The sequence below is a fragment of the Catenulispora acidiphila DSM 44928 genome (assembly GCF_000024025.1).
In the GTDB taxonomy this organism is placed as follows: domain Bacteria; phylum Actinomycetota; class Actinomycetes; order Streptomycetales; family Catenulisporaceae; genus Catenulispora; species Catenulispora acidiphila.
The window spans coordinates 5,058,209-5,077,923 of the sequence record NC_013131.1 but is presented as its reverse complement, the minus strand read 5'-3'; the positions used below and the strand labels follow the sequence as shown (position 1 = coordinate 5,077,923).

Below are 19,715 nucleotides of genomic sequence, written 5' to 3'. Positions count from 1 at the left end.
GAACGCTCCGAGCCGGGCTTCAGCCCACGCGGTCCAGGACACCCGCGCCCTCACCCCAGAATCAGCCCCGCCGCATGCTCGCCGATCATCAGCGCCGCGGCGTTCGTGTTCCCGCCGACGATGCTCGGCATGATCGAGGCGTCCGCGACCCGCAGCCCTTCGACCCCCCGCACCCGCAGGGCCGGGTCCACCACCGCGCGCTCGTCGACGCCCATGCGGCACGTGCCCACCGGATGGTAGACCGTCGTCGCGCGGTTCGGCAGCTCGGCGGCGAGCGCCGCGCGGTTCGCGTACGCCGTGCCCGGCGAGCTCTCGCCCTGCACGCGCCCGGACAGTGAGCGGTGCGCCATCGCCTCGCGGACCATCTCCATCCCGTCCAGCAGCAGCTGGGTGTCCGCCGGTTCGCGCAGGTACGCCGGGTCGATGAGCGGCGCGGCGAGCGGGTCGGCCGATGCCAGGCGCAGGGTCCCGCGGCTGTGGGGGTAGATCAGCGTCGGCATCACCGTCAGCGTCCGCCGCGGGTCGGCCTTGTGCCGGATCGGCGCGTCCTGGTTCGGTCCGGGATAGGACCACGGCAGCACGTGGATCTGCAAATCCGGCACGCTGCCGGCGTTCGGGCTGCGTACGAACCCCACCGACTCGAACACCGTCCGCCCGACCCACGTCCCGCCGCGCGTCATCTCCTTCACGAAGCCGCGCGCGAAGTACGGCGCCGTCCCCTTGTTCCGCGCCTCCGGCATCAGGAAGCACATCGGGACGAACAGGTGGTCGTGCAGGTTGTCCCCGACCGGCAGGTCCTGGACCACCTCGACGCCCACCGAGCGCAGATGCTCCGCCGGTCCGATCCCGGACAGTTGCAGCAGCTGCGCCGAGCCGAACACCCCGGCGCACAGCACCACCTCGCGTGTGGCCCGCACCACCTGCCGCACACCATCCTCGCCGACGACCTCGACCCCGACCGCGCGTCCCTTCTCCAGCACCACCCGCGCGACCGTCACCCCGGTGACGACGTCGAGCTGCGCCATGCCGTGGTCGTCCAGGTAGCCGACCGAGGAGCTGTAGCGCAGCCCGTCGTGCGCGCTCTGCTGGACGATCGCGATGCCCTCCTGCGACTCGCCGTTGTAGTCGTCGAGCACCTTCACCCCGGCGGTGTCGGCGAACGCCTCCATGAAGCCCAGCGTCGCGGTCGTGACGTCCGTCTGCCGCCGCACCTTAATCGGTCCGGCGCCGCCGCGGAACTCGGTCTCGCCTTCCTCCCAGCTCTCCAGCTTCTTGAAGCTGGGCAGCACGTCCGCGTACGACCACCCGTCGCAGCCCTCTGCGGCCCAGGAGTCATAGTTCGCGGCGTTCCCACGCACGAACAGCATCCCGTTCACCGACCCGGACCCGCCGAGCACCTTGCCGCGCGTCTGCGGGATCTTGCGCTCCAGCGCGTCGCTCTGCGGCACCGAGTAGTAGCCCCAGTCCAGCCGCGCCTTCAGCTGCGGCACGCTGTGCACCGCGGCGATCAGCCCGGGTTTGCGCACCAGCGTCGTCCGGTCCGAGCCGCCGGCCTCGATCAGCACCACCCGCGCCCCGCTCCCGGCCAGCCGTGCGGCCAGCACACACCCCGCACTCCCGGCGCCGACCACGACGTAGTCGGCCTCCCCGGGCATCGCACGCTTCGAACGCTGTCCCATCGGGCGCACCCCCTCCAGCGGCGAGCGCCGCGTGATCACGGTAGGTCGCTGCACTGTAGGAGGGACGGCGTGAGGGTACAAGAGCCATCTTCGGGCGGATCTTTGCGCCCTCGAGGAGCGGCGTGCCCGTCACCACTGGGGAGTGAACGGAGGCTGCGGGAATCCTCCTGACGGACACGCCGCGCATATCACGCCCCTGCGACGCGTATGTCGGTGTAACGCACGACGGGGGCGAGGCGGTTCACGTGCACCATAGCAACCGCGCTCGCACGCCGCGCCATCCTCGCCCCACCGTGTCACTCGATCCGAGGCGAGCGCCGCCGCACGATCCGCCGCCCCGGCACCAGCACCGCGGCCGCGCCCGGAATCGCCACCGCCGCCACGATCCCCGCGCAGGTCAGCGGCGGTATCGAGAGCATCGGCAAGCCGGTGACGCCAGCGGCGAAGGCGACCAGCGTCACCCCGGCGACCGCCGCCCCGACGAGCGTCCCGACCCCGAGGATGATCACTGTCTCCAGTCGCAGCGCACGCAGCACCTGGTCGCGGGTGGCGCCGACCAGCCGCAGCAGTGTCAGCTCTCTGCGACGCGACGCCGTAGCCACCGCCAGCGTGGTCACCACCCCGACCAGGATGAAGCCGGCGATCGCCACCACCGCGATCAAGCCCATCAGACCGTCGCGGTGCGCCTGCTCGGTCAGGGTGCTGCCATAGTCGGCGGCGGTCGCGGTGCGCAGCCCGGTGAACTGCTTCATCAGAGGGCTGAGGTCACCCTGACCGTCGACGAGCACGTAGTCGTCCAGCGTGGTCGCGGCGTGCGCCGCCACCAGATCGCGCGGCAGCAGCACGTCCCCGAAGCCGAACCCGTGGTCGTACAGCGCGACCACCTTCAGCGTCACCTGCGTGCCGTCGCCCAACCACAGTTGGCGCGTGTCGCCGACCTTCGTGTCGTGCGCGACCATCGAGCTCAGCGCGATGGTGCCCGGCTCGTTCAGCCCGGCGAGCGATCCGGCCGTGACCTTCGGATCCAGCGTCGTCGCCGAGCCGCCCTCCAAGCCTTGGGCCGACAGCGATTGCAGCGACGTGTCGAGGTTCCACACCGGCATCACCACCGTGGTGCGCTTCACCGCGGTCACGTCGGTCACGCCCGGCAGCGTCTTCGCCGCGTCGTAGACGGCGTGCGGGACTCCGGGCCCTGAGGAGGTCAGCACGCGGTCGGCGTGCATGCCCTCGCGCGCCTCAGCCGAGGTGGCGTTCGCGCTCGTGGTCTGCGCGAACAGCTGCGTGCCGCCGAAGGACAGCGCCAACGCGATCGGCGTGATGACAGCGGCCATCCGCACGGCGGCGGCGCGCGCCGACGTGGCAGCCAGGTCCCCGGCGATCGGCGAAAGCCTGCGCAGCGGCGCGCCGAGCACCCGGACGCCGCCGCGCGCGATCCACGGTCCGAGCAGCGCCACGCCCCACATCAGCGAGATCACGAGCCCGGCGATCGAGGACGACGCCGCCTGCCCGCCGGCCGTGAACGCCAGCACCAGCATCCCCGCGCCCAGCACCAGGAACACCAAGCCCATGATGACCCGCCAGCGCGGCAGCCGGGTCGGCTCGACGGCGGCCTCACCGAGCGCCTGCACCGGCTTGATCTTCGACACCCGCCGGGAGGCGAGCCAGCCGGTGCCGACAGCGGCGAGCACGGTGACCAGCGCCGAGCCGAACACCGGGATAGGGCTCAGTGCCAGCGCGAAACCTGAGGGCAGCACGCCTTGGGACGTCATCACGGCCTTCAGCAACGCCCCGAGCCCGAGCGAGGCCACTCCCCCGACCAGCGCCGAGGGCACCGCGATCTTCAGCATCTCCCGCACGATGACCCGCCGCACCTGTCGGGGCGTGGCGCCGACCGCCCGCATCACCGCGAGCTCCCGGGTGCGGTCGCGGACCGAAAGCTCCAGGAGCCCGGAGACAACGAGCAATGCCACCAGCAGACCGGCGCCGCCGAGGCTGCCGGCGGCGCCCAGGTTGTCGGTGCGGCCGGCCTGGATCGCCGGGTTCTCCACGTCGCCGCGCGCCGCGCCGGTCGCGACGTCCAGTCCGGGTGCGGCGTGGCGCAGCGCGGAGGCGAAGACGTGCGCGCCGGCGGAGGGCAGCACGACCAGCGCGTCGGCACGGTCCGGATGGCCGGACAGCGTCTCAGCCTGCTGCTGCGTGAAGTACACCGTCGCCGACGGACCGGTGGAGCTGATCCCCGCCACGCGGTAGTCCTGCGGCGCGCCGTCGATCTGGAGTCGGACGTCTGCGCCGACGTGGGCGCCGAGCCGGGTCGCAGAACCCGCATCAACCACGACATCGTGCGCTGAAACCGGGGCATGCCCGGAGGACAAAGCGGTCGGGACCAGCTTCGAGGAGTCCCAGCCGTGACCGGTCAGCGTGGAGCCGGGCGAACCAGGTGAGCCAGACGCTGCGGCAGCGACCACCGGCACCGAGAAGTCCGCGACCACATTCCCGACCCCGGCCACCGCCTTCAGCGGCGCGGCCTGTGCCAGCGGCACCCGGGCCGGCTCGACGAGCGGCCGGCTCTCGGAATCCTTGTTGTCCCCGCTGCCGTGGGAGTACGTCGCGCTCTGCTCGCCGTGGACGACCGCGGCGGCCGAGGCGTAGCGCTCCAGCGTGCCGTGCGCCCGCGCGCCGGACTCGATCAGCACCCCGAAGGCGCCGAGCACCATGGCCGCCACCGCCAGCGCGGCGGCGACCCCGAAGGCGATGCCCTTCCTCACAGCGTCTCCCAGCGGTTCAGGACCGTCGCGGCGGTCGGGCGGGCCAGTTCGTCGACGATGCGCCCTTCGGACAGGAACACCACGCTGTCGGCCCACGCCGCGGCGGTCGGGTCGTGCGTGACCAGCACCACGGTCTGCCCGGTGGCGTCCGCGGCCTCGCGCAGCAGCCGAAGCACGTGCCCTGCGGTGCGCGGGTCCAGGGCGGCGGTGGGCTCGTCGGCGAAGACGATCTCCGGCCGGGTCACCAGCGCCCGCGCCACCGCGACCCGCTGCTGCTGCCCGCCGGACAGCTGCGAGGGTTTGGTGCCAAGCCGGTCGGCCATCCCGACGCGGTGCACGATCTCGGTGAGCCAGCCGGAGTCCGCGCGCCGCCCGCCGAGCGTGAGCGGCAGCGTGATGTTGCGCTGGACGTCCATCGAGGGCACCAGGTTGTAGCCCTGGAACACGAAGCCGACGCGGTCCCGGCGCAGCTCGGTGAGCGCGGTCTCCTTCAGCTTGCCCAGGTCGGTCTCGCCGAGGCGGATCGTGCCGGAGGTCGGCCGGTCCAGCCCGGAGGCGCAGTGCAGGAACGTGCTCTTGCCGGAGCCGGAGGCGCCCATGATCGCGGTGAAGCTGCCGCGCCGGAACGCCCAGCTGACGTTGTCCAGCGCGGTCACGCGGCCGTAGGTCTTGGTCACGCGCTCCAGGGTCACGGCGGCGCCGCCGTGGCCGGAGGGATCAGTGGCCGAGGTCGCGGACACGGCGTGAGGGGCGGTCATAGACGCTCCTGAGGTAGGACGGGTAGGACGGAAAGCACGTCTCCGACGCTAGTTTTGGATCTCCGCGCGCCCCAGCCGTCAAGGTCCCCTCTTGGGGGTGTAGCGCGCTCCACCATCACGGTGGGGCCAGCCGGGCGGACGCGGCGCCACCAGGCCTTTAGAGTGGGAGGCGATGAAGATCCGTGCCCGGTTCGCCCGGAGCCTGCGCTCGACCTGGTACCTGGTCGCCGGGCTGCGCACGGCGCTGCCCGCGCTGCTCGGCGTCTGCCTGCTGCCGCTGGCGCTGCTGCTGGCGTTCGGCGTGCCGGGGCTGCCGTGGGTCGCCGGGCGGATCCGGGCCCTGACCAACGTCGAGCGGCGCCGCGCGGCGAAGGTCCTGGGGCAGCCGATCCTGGAGCCGGCGACGCCGCAGGCGATCAATCCGTATCAGCAGTATTTCTCGCTGATGCGCTCCACGGCGGTGTGGCGGGACATCGGCTGGATGTTCGTGCACGGCTTCGTCGGGCTGATCGTCACCGTGTTCTCGGTGGAGATGTGGCTGACGATCCCGTGGAACCTGGCGCTGCCGTTCTGGTGGTGGACACAGCCGCCGGGCACGCTCGGCGCCATCTTGCAGATCTACACCTGGCCGCAGGCGATCGCCTACCCGGTGGGGTCGGCGGCGTTGTTCATCGTGATCCAGCTGTTCTTGCAGCCGTGGCTGGCCCGCTTCGAGGGCTGGTACGCCCAGCGCCTGCTCGGCCCGACCCGCCGGACCGAGCTCGCCGCCCGCGTGGAGTCGCTGACCGAGACCCGCGCCGAGGCCCTGGAGGCGCACGGCGCAGAGCTGCGCCGCATCGAGCGCGACCTGCACGACGGCACCCAGGCCCAGCTGGTCAGCGCCGCGCTCCGGCTGGGCCTGGCCGACCAGCGGTTCGACGCCGACCCCGGCGGTGCCAGGAAGCTGATGCTGGACGCGCGCACCGGCATCGAGGACGCGCTGGCCGAGCTGCGCGACGTGATCCGCGGCATCCATCCGCCGATCCTGAGCGACCGCGGGCTGGCCGGGGCGGTGCGCGCGCTGGCCGCCGGACGCCCGGTCCCGGTGTCGGTGGAGATCCCGGAGCCGGACCGGCGCTGCCCGGCGGCGGTGGAGGCGGCGGCGTACTTCGTGGTCGCCGAGGCGCTGACCAACGTCGCCAAGCACAGCGGCGCGGCGCACGCCTGGGTCTCGGTCCGGCATGATGGCCCGTATCTGACGGTGCGCGTCCGCGACGACGGCCGCGGCGGCGCGGACCCCGCAGGGGGCAGCGGCCTGGCCGGCATCCGCCGCCGGGTCGCGGCGCTGGACGGCGTCACCCGTATCGACAGCCGCACCGACGGGACCGGCACGACCGTGGAAGTGGAGCTGCCGTGCGGCTTGTGATCGCCGAAGACAACGTCCTGTTGCGCGAGGGTCTGCAACTGTTGCTGACCACCGTCGGCCACGAGGTGGTGGCCGTCGCCGGCAGCGGCCCGGAGGTGGTCCCGACCCTGCTGGAGCACCGCCCCGACGCCGCGATCCTGGACGTCCGCCTCCCCCCGGGCTTCCGCGACGAGGGCCTTCGCGCCGCGATCCAAGCCCGCAAACTCCTGCCCGGCCTACCGATCCTGGTCCTGTCGCAGTACGTGGAGGAAACCTACGCCGCCGAACTCCTCGCCGACGGCGCCGGCGGCATCGGCTACCTCCTCAAGGACCGCGTGGCCCGCGTCGAGGAATTCCAGGAGGCCCTGGAACGCGTCGCCGCCGGCGGCACAGCACTGGACCCCGAGGTGGTCTCCCAACTGCTGACCCGCCGCGACCCCCTGGACTCCCTCACCCCGCGCGAACGCGAAGTCCTGTCCCTGATGGCACAAGGGCTGGACAACGCCACCATCGCCGCGACCCTGGTGATCACCGAACGCTCGGTGAGCAAGCACATCGGGAACATCTTCGGCAAGCTCGGACTGCCGCCGGACCAGGCCGGGGACCGGCGGGTGCGGGCCGTGCTGACGTTTTTGGAGGCCGGGGACTGACGACCCGTCCCCCGCACGGCCCACGGCGACACGCCAAAACTTGCAAGGTTCGTTATCTTGAATTGTTCGTCTCTAGCCCGATAGGTTGAAGCCATGACCGCATCCCACCCGCCGACCGCCGCGGAGGAGTTGCGCGGCGCCGGACTCCGGGTGACCGCGGCGCGTGTGGCCCTGCTCGAGACCGTGCGCGGCGGCGACCATCTGGACGCCGACGCCATCGCCTCCGGGGTGCGCGCGCGGGTCGGCCACGTATCGCTGCAAGCCGTCTACGAGGCGCTCCACGCGCTGACCGCCGCCCGGCTGGTGCGGCGGATCGAGCCGGCCGGCAGCCCGGCGCGCTATGAGGGCCGGGTCGGCGACAACCACCACCACCTGGTCTGCCGCAGCTGCGGCACGGTCGTGGACGTGGACTGCGCGGTCGGCGCCGCGCCGTGCCTGGATCCGGTCGACGACCACGGTTTCACCATCGACGAGGCCGAGGTCGTCTATTGGGGGCTGTGCCCCGGCTGCGCCGTCCCGGCCGGACCCGAGGGCTAGCCCTCAGCAGAACCCCGAACACCATCCGCAGAGAACATCCGAACAGCGTGAACCGCCAGAACCCGGAAGGACTCCTCTCAGATGTCTGAGAACCATGGCGACATCGACGTCGACATCGATCACGGCGCCCAGGCGAGTGTCGGCTGCCCCGTCCAGCACGGAAGGGCGGCCCACCCGACCGCCGGCGGCGGCAACCGCCAGTGGTGGCCGAACCGTCTGAATCTGAAGATCCTGGCGAAGAACCCGGCGGTGGCCAACCCCAACGGCGCGGACTTCGACTACGCCGCGGCGTTCAACACGCTGGACCTGCCGGCCGTGAAGGCGGACATCGCCGCCGTGCTGTCGGACTCGCGCCCCTGGTGGCCGGCGGACTTCGGCCACTACGGCCCGTTCATGATCCGCATGGCCTGGCACAGCGCCGGCACCTACCGCGTGCACGACGGCCGCGGCGGCGGCGGGACCGGCCAGCAGCGCTTCGCCCCGCTGGACTCCTGGCCGGACAACGCCAGCCTGGACAAGGCCCGCCGCCTGCTGTGGCCGGTGAAGAAGAAGTACGGCCAGTCCCTGTCCTGGGCCGACCTGATCATCCTGACCGGCAACGTGGCGCTGGAGTCGATGGGCTTCCAGACCTTCGGCTTCGCCGGCGGCCGCCCCGACGTCTGGGAGCCGGACGACGACGTCTACTGGGGTCCGGAGCAGGTGTGGCTGGACGACCAGCGCTACACCGGCGACCGCACGCTCGAGGAGCCGCTCGCCGCAGTCCAGATGGGTCTGATCTACGTCAACCCCGAGGGCCCGAACGGCACGCCCGACCCGGTCGCCGCCGCCCGCGACATCCGCGAGACCTTCGGCCGCATGGCGATGAACGACGAGGAGACCGTCGCGCTGATCGCCGGCGGCCACACCTTCGGCAAGACCCACGGCGCCGGCCCGTCCGAGGCCGTCGGCGCGGACCCCGAGGACGCCCCGCTGGAGCAGCAGGGCCTGGGCTGGAAGAGCAGCCACGGCAGCGGCGTCGGCGCGGACGCGATCACCTCCGGCCTGGAGGGCATCTGGACCAACACCCCGACGCAGTGGGACAACAGCTTCTTCGAGATCCTGTTCGCCCACGAGTGGGAGCTCTTCCACAGCCCGGCGGGCGCCAACCAGTGGCGCCCGAAGGACAACGGCGGCGCCGGCACCGTCCCGGACGCCTTCGACCCGGCCAAGAAGCACCAGCCGACCATGCTCACCACCGACCTGTCGCTGCGCATGGACCCGATCTACGAGCCGATCTCGCGCCGCTTCAAGGACGACCCGCAGGCCTTCGCCGACGCCTTCGCCCGCGCCTGGTACAAGCTGACGCACCGCGACATGGGCCCGATCGTCCGCTACCTGGGCCCTGAGGTCCCCAGCGAGCGCCTCCTGTGGCAGGACCCGCTGCCGGCCGTCGACCACCCGCTGATCGACGCCGCCGACGCCGCCGCGCTCAAGGAGCGCATCGCGGCCACCGGCCTGACCGTCCAGCAGCTGGTCACCACCGCCTGGGCCGCCGCCGCCTCCTTCCGGGGCAGCGACAAGCGCGGCGGCGTGAACGGCGCCCGCATCCGCCTGGAGCCGCAGAACGGCTGGGAGGTCAACGAGCCGGAGAAGCTGGCGCCGGTCCTGGCCAAGCTCGAGGGCGTCGTCTCGGCCTTCAACGACGGCGCGGCCGGCGGCAAGAAGGTCTCCCTGGCCGACGTGATCGCCCTGGCCGGCGCCGCGGGCGTGGAGAAGGCCGCCAAGGACGCCGGCTTCGACGTCAGCGTGCCCTTCCACCCGGGCCGCACCGACGCCACCCAGGACCAGACCGACGTGGAGTCGGTCAACTACCTGGAGCCCCGCGCCGACGGCTTCCGCAACTACCTCGGCAAGGACGCCACCCTCCCGGCGGAGTACCTCCTGCTGGACAAGGCGAACCTGCTGAACCTGTCCGCGCCGGAGCTGACCGTCCTGGTCGGCGGCCTGCGCGTCCTCGGCGCCAACCACGGTGGCAGCACCGCGGGCGTCTTCACGGACAAGCCCGGCGTCCTGACGAACGACTTCTTCGTCAACCTCCTGGACCTGGACACCACCTGGACGCCCGCCGACACCGACTCCACCACCTTCGAGGGCCGCGACGCCTCCGGCACGGTGAAGTGGACCGGCACTCGCGCCGACCTGGTGTTCGGCTCCAACTCCGAGCTGCGGGCGCTGGCTGAGGTCTACGCCGGCGACGACGCGAAGGAGAAGTTCGCGACGGAGTTCGCCGCGGCCTTCGGCAAGGTGCTCGAGCTGGACCGGTTCGACCTGCACAGCTGAGAAGATCTGAGGCTGAGCCCTGTTCCGGACACTGCGGTGTTCGGGCAGGGCTCTTCTGTTCCGATGAACGTTAATGGGCTGAGCGGCATGAGCTGACCGGAGTGAGCTGAGCGGAGTGAGCTGAGCGGAGTGAGCCACTTGTCAGTGGCCGGGCGTAGCGTGGGTGGCATGCACTCGATCGACACCGCCCCGCAGGTCAGCCTCCAACCGTGGTCGGAGGCGGGCTTCGCCGTACTGCGCCGGCAGAACACGCCGGAGATGACCGAGCACCTCGGCGGGCCGGAGAGCCCGGAGAAGCTCGCCGACCGGCATCGGCGGTACCTCGATCCGGCGAAGAACGGGACCATGTTCCTGGTGGTGCTGCCGGACGGGCAGGTCGCGGGGTCGACCGGCTTCTGGGACCACGAGTGGGAGGGCGAGCCCGCCTACGAGACCGGCTACGCCATCCTGCCGGAGTTCCAAGGACGCGGGCTGGCGATGGCCGCGACGCTCGCGGCGGCCGAGGCGGCGCGCGCCGACGGTCGGCATCGGTGGCTGTACGCGTTCCCCTCGGTCGAGCACGGCGCGTCGAACGCGGTGTGCCGCAAGGCGGGCTTCGAGCTCAGGGGCGATTCGGAGTTCGAGTATCCGAAGGGGCACTTCATCCGGTCGAACGTGTGGCGGTTGGATCTGGCCACTGACTGACCGCAAAGCAGCCCTCTGCTACCCCTGATACCGCCGCCGCGCGACCCACCCCAGCGCGTCGCGCGCCTTCGCCGTGCTCCAACCGCGCCCCGAGTCGTCCGCGCCGACGATGTGGAACACGTCGTAACCGCCGTCATCGCGGCTCAAAGCCGCGGACACCGCAGCCGACAAGTCCGAACCAGCCAGCGCCGGAACCAAGCTTCCATCGGCACGCCGAATCTCGATCGGCTCGTCGACGACCGGCAGCGCCCAGCGCGGCCAGACATCGTCCGGCGTCGGGAAAGCCAGCCGCAGCACGGTGACCGTCATCCCGTGCGCCTCGGCGGCGATCCGCCCCACCTGCTCGGCCAGCCGCTTCGTCACGCCGTAGACGTCCGCGGCGTCCGGCGCCGTCTCCTCATCGACCTGACGCTCGATCAGCTGCCCCTCGTCGAACACCGACAGGCTCCCGATCAGCACCGCACGCCTCACGCCCGCAGCGTGCGCCGCCTCCAGCGTCGCGTACACCGAGGCGACGTTCACCTCGAAGGCGCTCGCGACATCCGGGTGCGGCCAGTGGCTCTCGGAGCGCCGCCCCATCGCGCCGTGCACGACCGCGTCCATGCCCTCCAGCGCGGCCGCCAGCGCCGCCGGATCCGTCGCGCTGCCAGCGACATGCTCGTGATCCCCCTGCGGCGGAACCAGGTCCAGAACACGGATCTCATGCTCCGTGGCCAGCCCGGGAAGCATCAATGTGCCGACGTAGCCCGAGCCTCCGATTATCAGGATGCGCATTCGCCGTACGGTAGCAGGCATAGACTCCCCCGGTGATCAGCGACGACACCCCGCGCGGCGCGACAGTGTGGCTGACCGGGCTCCCCAGCTCGGGCAAGACCACCATCGCCGCTGCCGTCGCCACACGCCTGCGCGAGCGCGGACAACGCGCCGAGATCCTGGACGGCGACGACCTGCGCCGCACCGTATCGGCAGGTCTCGGCTTCAGCCGCGCCGACCGCGACGAGAACGTGCGCCGGATCGGCGCGCTCGCCGCATCGCTGGCGCGCGACGGCGCGATCGTGCTGGTCGCGGTTATAGCGCCGTACGCCGCCGCCCGCGCGAAAGTCCGCGATCTCCATGCGGCTTCGGGCATCGCCTACCTAGAGGTCTACGTCGCGACGCCACTGGACGTCTGCGCACGCCGCGACGCGAAAGGCCTGTACCAGCGCCACGCTGGCGGCGAGTTCGTCGGCCTCACCGGCGTCGACGACCCCTACGAGGCTCCGACAACGCCCGACCTGCGCCTGGACACCCACGACGACCCGGTCGAGATCTCCGCCAAAGCCGTCGACCAGCTCCTCGGCGCCGTGTCCGAATCCCGCCAGTTCTGAGCGCCGGTCCGGCTCAGACTGGACGCATGAACGTTTACACCGACATCGAAAGCCCCATCGGCACGCTGCTGCTCGTCGGCGAGCGGACCCCGGACGGCAGCGTCCGCCTGGCGTCCGTCTCGATGGACGGCCAGCGCTCCGCGCCGAAGATCGGCGACGGCTGGGTCGCCGACGCCGAAGCGTTCGCCGAGGTCACCCGGCAGCTCCAGGAGTACTTCGCCGGAACCCGGATCGAATTCGACCTCGCCGCCACGATCACCGGCACCGACTTCCAGCGCCGCGTCTGGGACGCCCTCGACACGATCCCGCACGGCACGACCACCACCTACGGCGCACTCGCCGCCCAGCTCGGCCTCCCGCGCGACCGGGTCCAGGCGCTCGGCGCGGCGATCGGAGCGAACCCGCTGCTGATCGTGCGACCGTGCCACCGCGTCGTCGGCGCCGACGGATCGATGCGCGGCTACGCCGGCGGCGTCGAGCGCAAGCAGTGGCTGCTGGCGTCCGAGGGCGCGATCGCCCCGCTGCTGGTCTGAGAGGAATCCCCCATGCCTGCCCTGACCGACGCCGACTGGCCCACGATCGCCGCCGAGCTCGACTCCTCCGGCTGCGCCCCGACGCCGCGGCTGCTCACCCCCGAGCAGTGCGGCGGCATCGCAGCCCTCTACGACCGCCCCGAGCTGTTCCGCACCACCGTGGACATGGCACGCCACCGCTTCGGCTCCGGCCAGTACCGCTACTTCACCCACGACCTGCCCGCCCCGATCGCCGCGCTGCGCCGCGCACTGTGGCCGCACCTGCTACCGATCGCCCGCGACTGGGCCGAGCGCCTGGGACGCCCGGCGCCCTGGCCGGACGACCTGGACGAATGGCTGGAGCGGTGCCACGCCGCCGGCCAGGCACGCTCGGCACAGATCCTGCTGCGCTACGGTCCCGGCGACTGGAACGCACTGCACCGCGACGTGTTCGGCGACATGCTCTTCCCGCTCCAGGCGGTCATCGGGCTCGACGCCTACGGCACGGACTACACCGGCGGGGAGTTCCTCCTCGTCGAGCAGCGCCCGCGCGCCCAATCCCGCGGCACCGCCACGCCGCTCCCCCAAGGCCACGCGCTGATCTTCACCACGCGCGACCGCCCGGTCCGCTCCTCGCGCGGCTGGTCCATCGGACCGGTGCGGCACGGTGTCAGCACCGTGCGCTCCGGACAGCGCCGCGCGCTCGGCTTGGTGTTCCACGACGCGGCATGAGCGCTCGGACGTGGACGCTGCTGGGCTCTGACGCACTCCCCTACGAAAGCCCGACGCCCGGCACGCTCGGCGGCCACCGGCGGCTGCGCATCTACGGCCGCCTCGACTGCCCCTCAGCGCTGCGCCACATCGCCGCCGGGAACTACACACCGCACCGGGTCTTCTTCGCCGACGAGCCCACCGCGCTCGCCGCCGGCTACCGGCCGTGCGCGCGGTGCTTGCCGGAGCGGTATCGCGCTTGGGTGCGGGACCGAGAGCCGCGCTAAGCGTCCCGCCGCATATCCCTCGATGAAGGCTTCCCTCGGCGTCAGCACATCGCGTTCAGGGTCGGCGACATCCGCGACGATCGTCATCCGCAGCAGCCCGGGCTCGCCTGCCAGTCCCGCAGCACCGCCATGGCCACGCCGGACGACCGGCACCCTACTGACCGGTAGCCAGCCCTCCACCTCACGCTCCACGGACCCCCACCCCCGTTGCACTACACTCCGACCAGTCACAACCAGCTCGTCCGGCCGACACCAACGACTGCGCGGGGAAACCGGCCAGCCCACATCCGGTCGCACGACTGGTGCCTTGGAATAGAGGAAGGGCTCCGGCCGGTGTTCAGTCGTGTCGCCATCGTCAACCGTGGTGAGGCCGCGATGCGGCTCATCCACGCGGTCCGGGAGCTGAGCGCGCAAAGCGCGACGCCGATCGAGACCGTCGCCTTGCACACCGACGTGGACCGCGATGCCACCTTCGTCCGCGAGGCCGACATCGCCTTCGATCTCGGCCCGGCCGCCGCGCGTCCGTACCTGGATCTGAAGGTGCTGGAGCACGCCCTGCTGGAGTCCGGCGCGGACGCGGCGTGGGTCGGCTGGGGTTTCGTGGCCGAGGATCCGGCGTTCGCAGAGCTTTGCGACCGGATCGGCGTGACGTTCATCGGTCCCGATGCCGAGGCGATGCGCCAGCTCGGCGACAAGATCGGCGCGAAGCTGATCGCCGAGGAGGTCGGCGTCCCGGTGGCTCCGTGGAGCCGCGGCGCCGTGGAGACGCTGGAGACGGCGATCGAGGCGGCCGGGCAGATCGGCTATCCGCTGATGCTCAAGGCGACCGCCGGCGGCGGCGGACGCGGCATCCGCGTGATCACGAACGAATCCGAACTCGTCGACGCCTACGAGCGCACCAGCCAGGAAGCGGCGCGCGCCTTCGGCTCCGGCATCGTGTTCCTGGAGCGTCTGGTCACCGGCGCTCGGCACGTCGAGGTGCAGGTCATCGCCGACGGTCAGGGCACGGCGTGGGCGCTCGGCGTCCGCGACTGCTCGATTCAGCGCCGCAATCAGAAGGTGATCGAGGAGTCGGCGTCGCCGGTGCTCAGCGCTGAGCAGGCTGCTGAGCTGAAGTCATCGGCTGAGCGTCTCGCGGTGCGGGTCGGTTACCGAGGCGCGGCGACCGTCGAATTCCTCTACCACCCTGGTGACAAGCAGTTCGCGTTCCTGGAGGTCAACACCCGGCTTCAGGTCGAGCACCCGATCACCGAGCTGACGACCGGGTTCGACCTGGTCAAGGCGCAGCTGCACGTCGCGGGCGGCGGGAAGCTGGAGGGTCGTCCCCCGGCTGAGCGCGGGCACGCGATCGAAGCTCGGCTCAACGCTGAGGACCCGGACCGCGACTTCGCGCCCTCGCCGGGGCGCATCGCACGCCTCGACTTGCCTGCCGGTCCCGGTATTCGCGTCGACACTGGCGTGTCGGAGGGTGACACCATCCCCGCCGACTTCGACTCGATGATCGCCAAGGTGATCGCCTACGGCCGTGACCGCGACGAGGCCCTGGGCCGGTTGCGGCGCGCGATGGCGGAAACCTCGGTGGTGATCGAAGGCGGAACCACCAACAAGAGCTTCGTTTTGGACCTGCTGGACCAGCCCGAGGTGATCGACGCGAGTGCCGACACCGGCTGGATCGACCGGGTCCGCGCCGAAGGCCGCCTGGTCTCCCACCGCAACGCCGCAGTCGCCTTGGCCGCCGCCGCCATCGACGCCTACGAAGACGAGGAACGGGTCGAGCGTGCCCGGCTGCTGTCTACCGCATCCGGCGGACGCCCCCAAGTCCAGCACGAGTCCGGCCGACCGCTGGACCTGAAACTGCGCGGCGTCAGCTACAAAGTCCGGGTCGCGCGCGTGGGTGCGCACCGGTTCCGCGTGGGGATAGAGGCAGGCGACGGGCACGGCGCGCAGTCCCAGACCGCCGACGTCGTCCTGGACCGTTTCGACCGGCACACCGGTCAGATCGCGGTCAACGGCTCACGTTTCCGGCTCCTGACCGCCACCCACGGCTCGGTGCACCAGGTCGAGGTGGACGGCGTCACCCACCGCGTGTCCCTTGACGAGGGCGGTGTGATCCGTTCTCCTGCCCCGGCGCTGGTGATCGCCACCCCGTTGCAGGTCGGCGCCGAAGTCGAAGCCGGCGCGCCGGTGGTGGTGCTGGAAAGCATGAAGATGGAAACGGTGCTGCGCGCACCGTTCAAAGCCCGCCTGAAAGAACTCGCCGTCACCGTCGGCAGCCAGGTCGAAACCGGCGCCCCTCTGCTCCGCCTGGAGCAGATCGTCGAGGAGGACGCCGACGAAGCCGCCGCCTCCGCCTCCGCGCAGCCGACCGAGGCCGCCGAGCTGGACCTGCCCGCCGCTCCCGCCGAGGTTCCCGTCCGCGCCCGCGTGGCGCAGGGCCAGGAGGACCTTCGCAGTCTGCTGCTCGGCTTCGACGTGGACCCGCACGACGAGGACCGCATCCTCGCCGGCTACGTCGAGGCCCGCACCACCGCCGTCGAGCAGGGCTTGCGTCCGCTGTCCGGCGAGCTGAGCCTGATCGAGGTCTTCGCCGACCTCGCGGACCTCGGCCGCAACCGTCCCGCGGCTGCCGCCGAGGAGAGCAACGGCGAGAGCCAGCTGCACAGCGCGCACGAGTACTTCCACACCTACCTGCAGAGCCTGGACGTGGAGCGCGCCGGGCTGCCGGAGTCCTTCCAGGCCGCGCTGCGCAAGGTGCTGGCGCACTACGGCGTCACCGAGCTGGACCGTTCGCCGGAGCTGGAAGCGGCGGTGTTCCGCATCTTCCTGGCGCGTCAGCGTTCTGCGACGGACGCCACCGTGATCGCCGCGCTGATGCGGGCCTGGCTGCGCGAGCTGCCGCCGGACGAGCTGCTGCGCGAGCCCACCGGCCTGGCGCTGGAGCGGCTGATCGCGGCCACGCAGGTGCGCTTCCCGAACGTCGCGGACCTGGCGCGCGGCGTGGTCTACGCGTGGTTCGGCCAGCCGCTGCTGCGCCGCAACCGGGCCCGCGTCTACGCCGCCATCCGTAAGAACCTGCGATACCTGGACGAGAACCCGCGGGCCGAGGACCGCGACGAGCGCGTCGCCGAGATGGTCCGCAGCACCGAGCCGCTGGTCCGGCTGCTGGCCCAGCGCCTGGTGCACACCGAGCTGGACAACTCGGCGATGCTGGAGGTCCTGACCCGGCGCTACTACGGCAACAAGGGTCTGACCGGCGTGCGGACCACCGAGGTCGGCGGCAACCCGTTCATCGTCGCCGAGCACGACGGCTCGCAGCTGGCGTCGGCGGCCGTGCCGTTCGACCGGCTCGGGGACGCCCTGGACGGCCTGGCCGAGCTGGCCGCCTCCGCCGGCGCCCTGGACGCCGACATCTACCTGCTCTGGGAGAACCAGCCGGACACCGACGAGGCGGCGACCGCGTTGCAGCGCGTGATCAGCGCGCATCCGCTGCCGCAGCAGGTGCGCCGGGTGACCGCGACGGTCGCCGGGCGCCGCAACTCGGTGATGCACCACCACTTCACCTTCCGGCGTTCCACCACCGGGTTGACCGAGGAGCGGCTGATCCGCGGCCTGCACCCGTTCATCGCCGAGCGGATGCAGCTGGAGCGGCTGAACAAGTTCGACCTGACGCGCCTGCCGTCCTCGGACGAGGACGTGTACCTGTATCAGTGCGTGGCGCGGGAGAACCCGGCCGACGACCGGCTGGTCGCCTTCACCCAGGTACGCGACCTGACCGAGCTGCGCGAGCACGACGGCCGCCTGGTCGCGCTGCCCACCGCCGAGGACGCGATCGCGGCGTGCGTGGACTCCATCCGCCGCGCGCAGCTGCGCAAGCCCTCGAACAAGCGGTTCAGCACCAACCGGGTCGTGGTCTACCTGTGGCCGGTGTCGGACATCAAGCGCTCGGAGCTGTATCTGATCGCCCAGCGCATCCTGCCCTCCACGGTCGGCGCGGGGCTGGAGGAGATCGAGCTCATCGGGCGGCAGCGCTCGTGGAAGACCGGCGAGCTGATCAAGATCGCGGTCCGGGTCCGCTTCGACACCGCGGGCAACCCCTCGCTCAACGTCGGCGAACCCACCCTGAGCCCGATCGAGCCGCTGGACGACTACCGGCTGAAGGTCATGCGCGCCGCCAGCCGCGGGACGGTGTACCCCTACGAGCTGGTCGACTCCCTCGGCGACTTCACCGAGCACGACCTCGACGAGGCGCACACCCTGGTCCCGGTCGACCGGCCCAAGGGGCGCAACAGCGCGGCGATGGTGGCCGGCGTCATCAGCACGAAGACCCGGCGGCACCGTCAGGGGGTGACGCGGGTGCTGCTGTTGGGCGACCCCACGAAGTCTCTGGGCGCGCTGTCTGAGCCTGAGTGCCGCCGGGTGATCGCCGCGCTGGACCTTGCTGAGCAGATGAAGGTTCCTGTCGAGTGGTACGCCTTGTCCTCCGGCGCTCGCATCTCGATGCAGTCCGGTACGGAGAACATGGACTGGGTGGCTGCTGCGCTGAAGCGGATTGTGGAGTTCACGCAGGATGGCGGCGAGATCAACGTTGTCGTCAACGGCATCAACGTTGGTGCGCAGCCCTATTGGAACGCCGAAGCCACGATGCTGATGCACACGCGTGGTGTTCTGGTCATGACTCCGGACTCTGCGATGGTGTTGACCGGTAAGCAGGCGCTGGACTTCTCCGGCGGTGTCTCGGCCGAGGACAACTTCGGCATCGGCGGCTACGACCGGGTCATGGGCCCGAACGGGCAGGCCCAGTACTGGGCGCCTAGCCTGGCTGCCGCTCGCGACGTGCTCATGTCTCACTACGACCACACCTACATCGCGCCGGGCGAGACCTCGCCGCGGCGCGCTGGTACCGACGACCCGTACGACCGCGATGTGTCGAGCTTCCCGCACACGTTCGCCGGTTCGGACTTCACGACCGTCGGCGAGATCTTCAGCGCTGCCGCGAACCCCGACCGCAAGAAGGCGTTCGACATCAGGACCGTGATGCGGGCGCTGTCGGACCAGGACCACCCGGTGCTGGAGCGCTGGGCCGGGATGGCGGGCGCCGAGACGTCGGTGGTGCAGGACGTGCATCTCGGCGGGCTGCCGGTCTGCCTGGTCGGTATCGAGTCGCGAGCCGTTCCGCGCCGTGGGTTCCCGCCCACCGACGGTCCGGACACGTACACCGCCGGCACGCTGTTCCCGCAGTCGTCTAAGAAGGTCGCGCGCGCGATCAACTCCGCTTCGGGGAACCGTCCGCTGGTGGTGCTGGCGAACCTCTCCGGCTTCGACGGCTCGCCGGAATCCATGCGCAAGCTCCAGCTGGAGTACGGCGCCGAGATCGGACGCGCCATCGTCAACTTCGAGGGCCCGATCGTCTTCTGCGTGATCTCCCGCTACCACGGCGGCGCCTTCGTGGTCTTCTCCAAGGCACTGAACCCGAACATGACGGTCCTGGCCCTGGAAGGCTCCTACGCCTCAGTCCTCGGCGGCGCCCCAGCCGCAGCAGTGGTCTTCTCCGGCGACGTGAACTCCCGCACCGCCAACGACCCCCGCATCCGCGACCTGGAATCCCGCGTCACCGCCGCCTCCGGCACCGACCGAGCCGCCCTGGCCGCCGAACTCGACGAACTCCGAGCCTCCGTCCGAGCCGAAAAACTCGGCGAGGTAGCCACCGAATTCGACCGCGTCCACAGCATCCAACGAGCCGTCCAAGTAGGCTCCGTCGACGAAGTCATCAAGGCCGCCGACCTCCGCCCCAAGATCATCGCCTCCATCGAGGCACGCCTCGGTTAGCTGTACTGACCCGTGAGGTTGGGGATGCGGCTGGCTGGTGGTGAGCCCTTCAGCGCGGTGTGTCCGCGGTGGTGATTGTAGGTGTGGAGCCAGCCGGGTAGTGCGGCGCGTCGTTCGGTCTCGGACAGCGGTGCATTACGGTGGACCATGAGGGCCTTTCTGGTCGGTGTAGACGTCGCAATCCACACCCAGCCAGAAGGCCCTCACCCATATCAAGCTCAATCAGCCGTGACCCC

14 protein-coding genes and 1 pseudogene are annotated in these 19,715 nt (G+C 71.2%); 10 read left to right on the top strand and 5 right to left on the bottom strand.

From position 1 onward, the window contains the following. Positions 1-50 precede the first annotated feature (50 nt). From CACI_RS22060 to CACI_RS22050, 3 genes are all read right to left on the bottom strand, one after another. Complete coding sequence (locus CACI_RS22060) at positions 51-1,679, bottom strand: GMC family oxidoreductase (protein WP_015793051.1); 1,629 nt, start codon at positions 1,677-1,679, stop codon at positions 51-53. A 296-nt stretch (positions 1,680-1,975) separates the two neighbouring features. Beyond that, on the bottom strand, positions 1,976-4,444 hold the full coding sequence (locus CACI_RS22055; protein ID WP_015793050.1) for an ABC transporter permease: 2,469 nt from the start codon (positions 4,442-4,444) through the stop codon (positions 1,976-1,978). Next, complete coding sequence (locus CACI_RS22050) at positions 4,441-5,202, bottom strand: ABC transporter ATP-binding protein (RefSeq protein ID WP_015793049.1); 762 nt, start codon at positions 5,200-5,202, stop codon at positions 4,441-4,443. The genes CACI_RS22055 and CACI_RS22050 overlap by 4 nt, the downstream gene beginning before the upstream one ends. Positions 5,203-5,374: 172 nt before the next feature. Between CACI_RS22050 and CACI_RS22045 the strand changes: the two genes are divergently transcribed. From CACI_RS22045 to CACI_RS22025, 5 genes are all read left to right on the top strand, one after another. Then, positions 5,375-6,607: a sensor histidine kinase gene (locus CACI_RS22045; protein WP_015793048.1), complete on the top strand. Its 1,233-nt coding sequence runs from the start codon at positions 5,375-5,377 to the stop codon at positions 6,605-6,607. Further along, positions 6,595-7,236 (top strand): LuxR C-terminal-related transcriptional regulator, encoded by a 642-nt coding sequence (locus CACI_RS22040; protein WP_015793047.1) that lies wholly within the window; start codon positions 6,595-6,597, stop codon positions 7,234-7,236. Before CACI_RS22045 ends, CACI_RS22040 begins: the two co-directional genes overlap by 13 nt. Positions 7,237-7,329: 93 nt before the next feature. After that, positions 7,330-7,773, top strand: coding sequence for a Fur family transcriptional regulator (locus tag CACI_RS22035; protein WP_015793046.1), 444 nt, complete (start codon positions 7,330-7,332; stop codon positions 7,771-7,773). An 81-nt stretch (positions 7,774-7,854) separates the two neighbouring features. Continuing rightward, the gene (gene katG, locus CACI_RS22030; protein WP_015793045.1) at positions 7,855-10,092 is read left to right on the top strand and encodes a catalase/peroxidase HPI; all 2,238 of its coding nucleotides are present in this window, start codon (positions 7,855-7,857) and stop codon (positions 10,090-10,092) included. Between the two features lie 168 nt (positions 10,093-10,260). Beyond that, entirely contained in the window at positions 10,261-10,776 is a 516-nt protein-coding gene (locus CACI_RS22025) for a GNAT family N-acetyltransferase (protein ID WP_015793044.1), read from the top strand. Positions 10,777-10,794: 18 nt separating this feature from the next. Here CACI_RS22025 and CACI_RS22020 read toward each other — a convergent pair whose 3' ends face one another. Then, complete coding sequence (locus tag CACI_RS22020) at positions 10,795-11,550, bottom strand: NAD-dependent epimerase/dehydratase family protein (RefSeq protein WP_015793043.1); 756 nt, start codon at positions 11,548-11,550, stop codon at positions 10,795-10,797. A gap of 32 nt (positions 11,551-11,582) precedes the next feature. Between CACI_RS22020 and cysC the strand changes: the two genes are divergently transcribed. The 5 genes from cysC (at position 11,583) to CACI_RS21995 (ending at position 19,479) form a co-directional block, all read left to right on the top strand. After that, entirely contained in the window at positions 11,583-12,143 is a 561-nt protein-coding gene (gene cysC, locus CACI_RS22015) for an adenylyl-sulfate kinase (protein WP_015793042.1), read from the top strand. A 26-nt stretch (positions 12,144-12,169) separates the two neighbouring features. Next, positions 12,170-12,676: a methylated-DNA--[protein]-cysteine S-methyltransferase gene (locus CACI_RS22010; protein WP_015793041.1), complete on the top strand. Its 507-nt coding sequence runs from the start codon at positions 12,170-12,172 to the stop codon at positions 12,674-12,676. 12 nt (positions 12,677-12,688) lie between these two features. After that, complete coding sequence (locus CACI_RS22005; protein WP_015793040.1) at positions 12,689-13,387, top strand: 2OG-Fe(II) oxygenase; 699 nt, start codon at positions 12,689-12,691, stop codon at positions 13,385-13,387. Then, a complete protein-coding gene (locus CACI_RS22000) occupies positions 13,384-13,653 on the top strand; it encodes an Ada metal-binding domain-containing protein (protein ID WP_015793039.1) in 270 nt (89 codons plus the stop codon). The genes CACI_RS22005 and CACI_RS22000 overlap by 4 nt, the downstream gene beginning before the upstream one ends. Positions 13,654-13,986: 333 nt before the next feature. After that, on the top strand, positions 13,987-19,479 hold the full coding sequence (locus CACI_RS21995) for an ATP-binding protein (RefSeq protein ID WP_041540404.1): 5,493 nt from the start codon (positions 13,987-13,989) through the stop codon (positions 19,477-19,479). Here CACI_RS21995 and CACI_RS50110 read toward each other — a convergent pair. After that, a pseudogene (locus tag CACI_RS50110) lies at positions 19,476-19,577 on the bottom strand (IS481 family transposase); the annotation flags it as partial. The gene CACI_RS21995 and the pseudogene CACI_RS50110 overlap by 4 nt on opposite strands. Between the last annotated feature and the right edge of the window lie 138 nt (positions 19,578-19,715).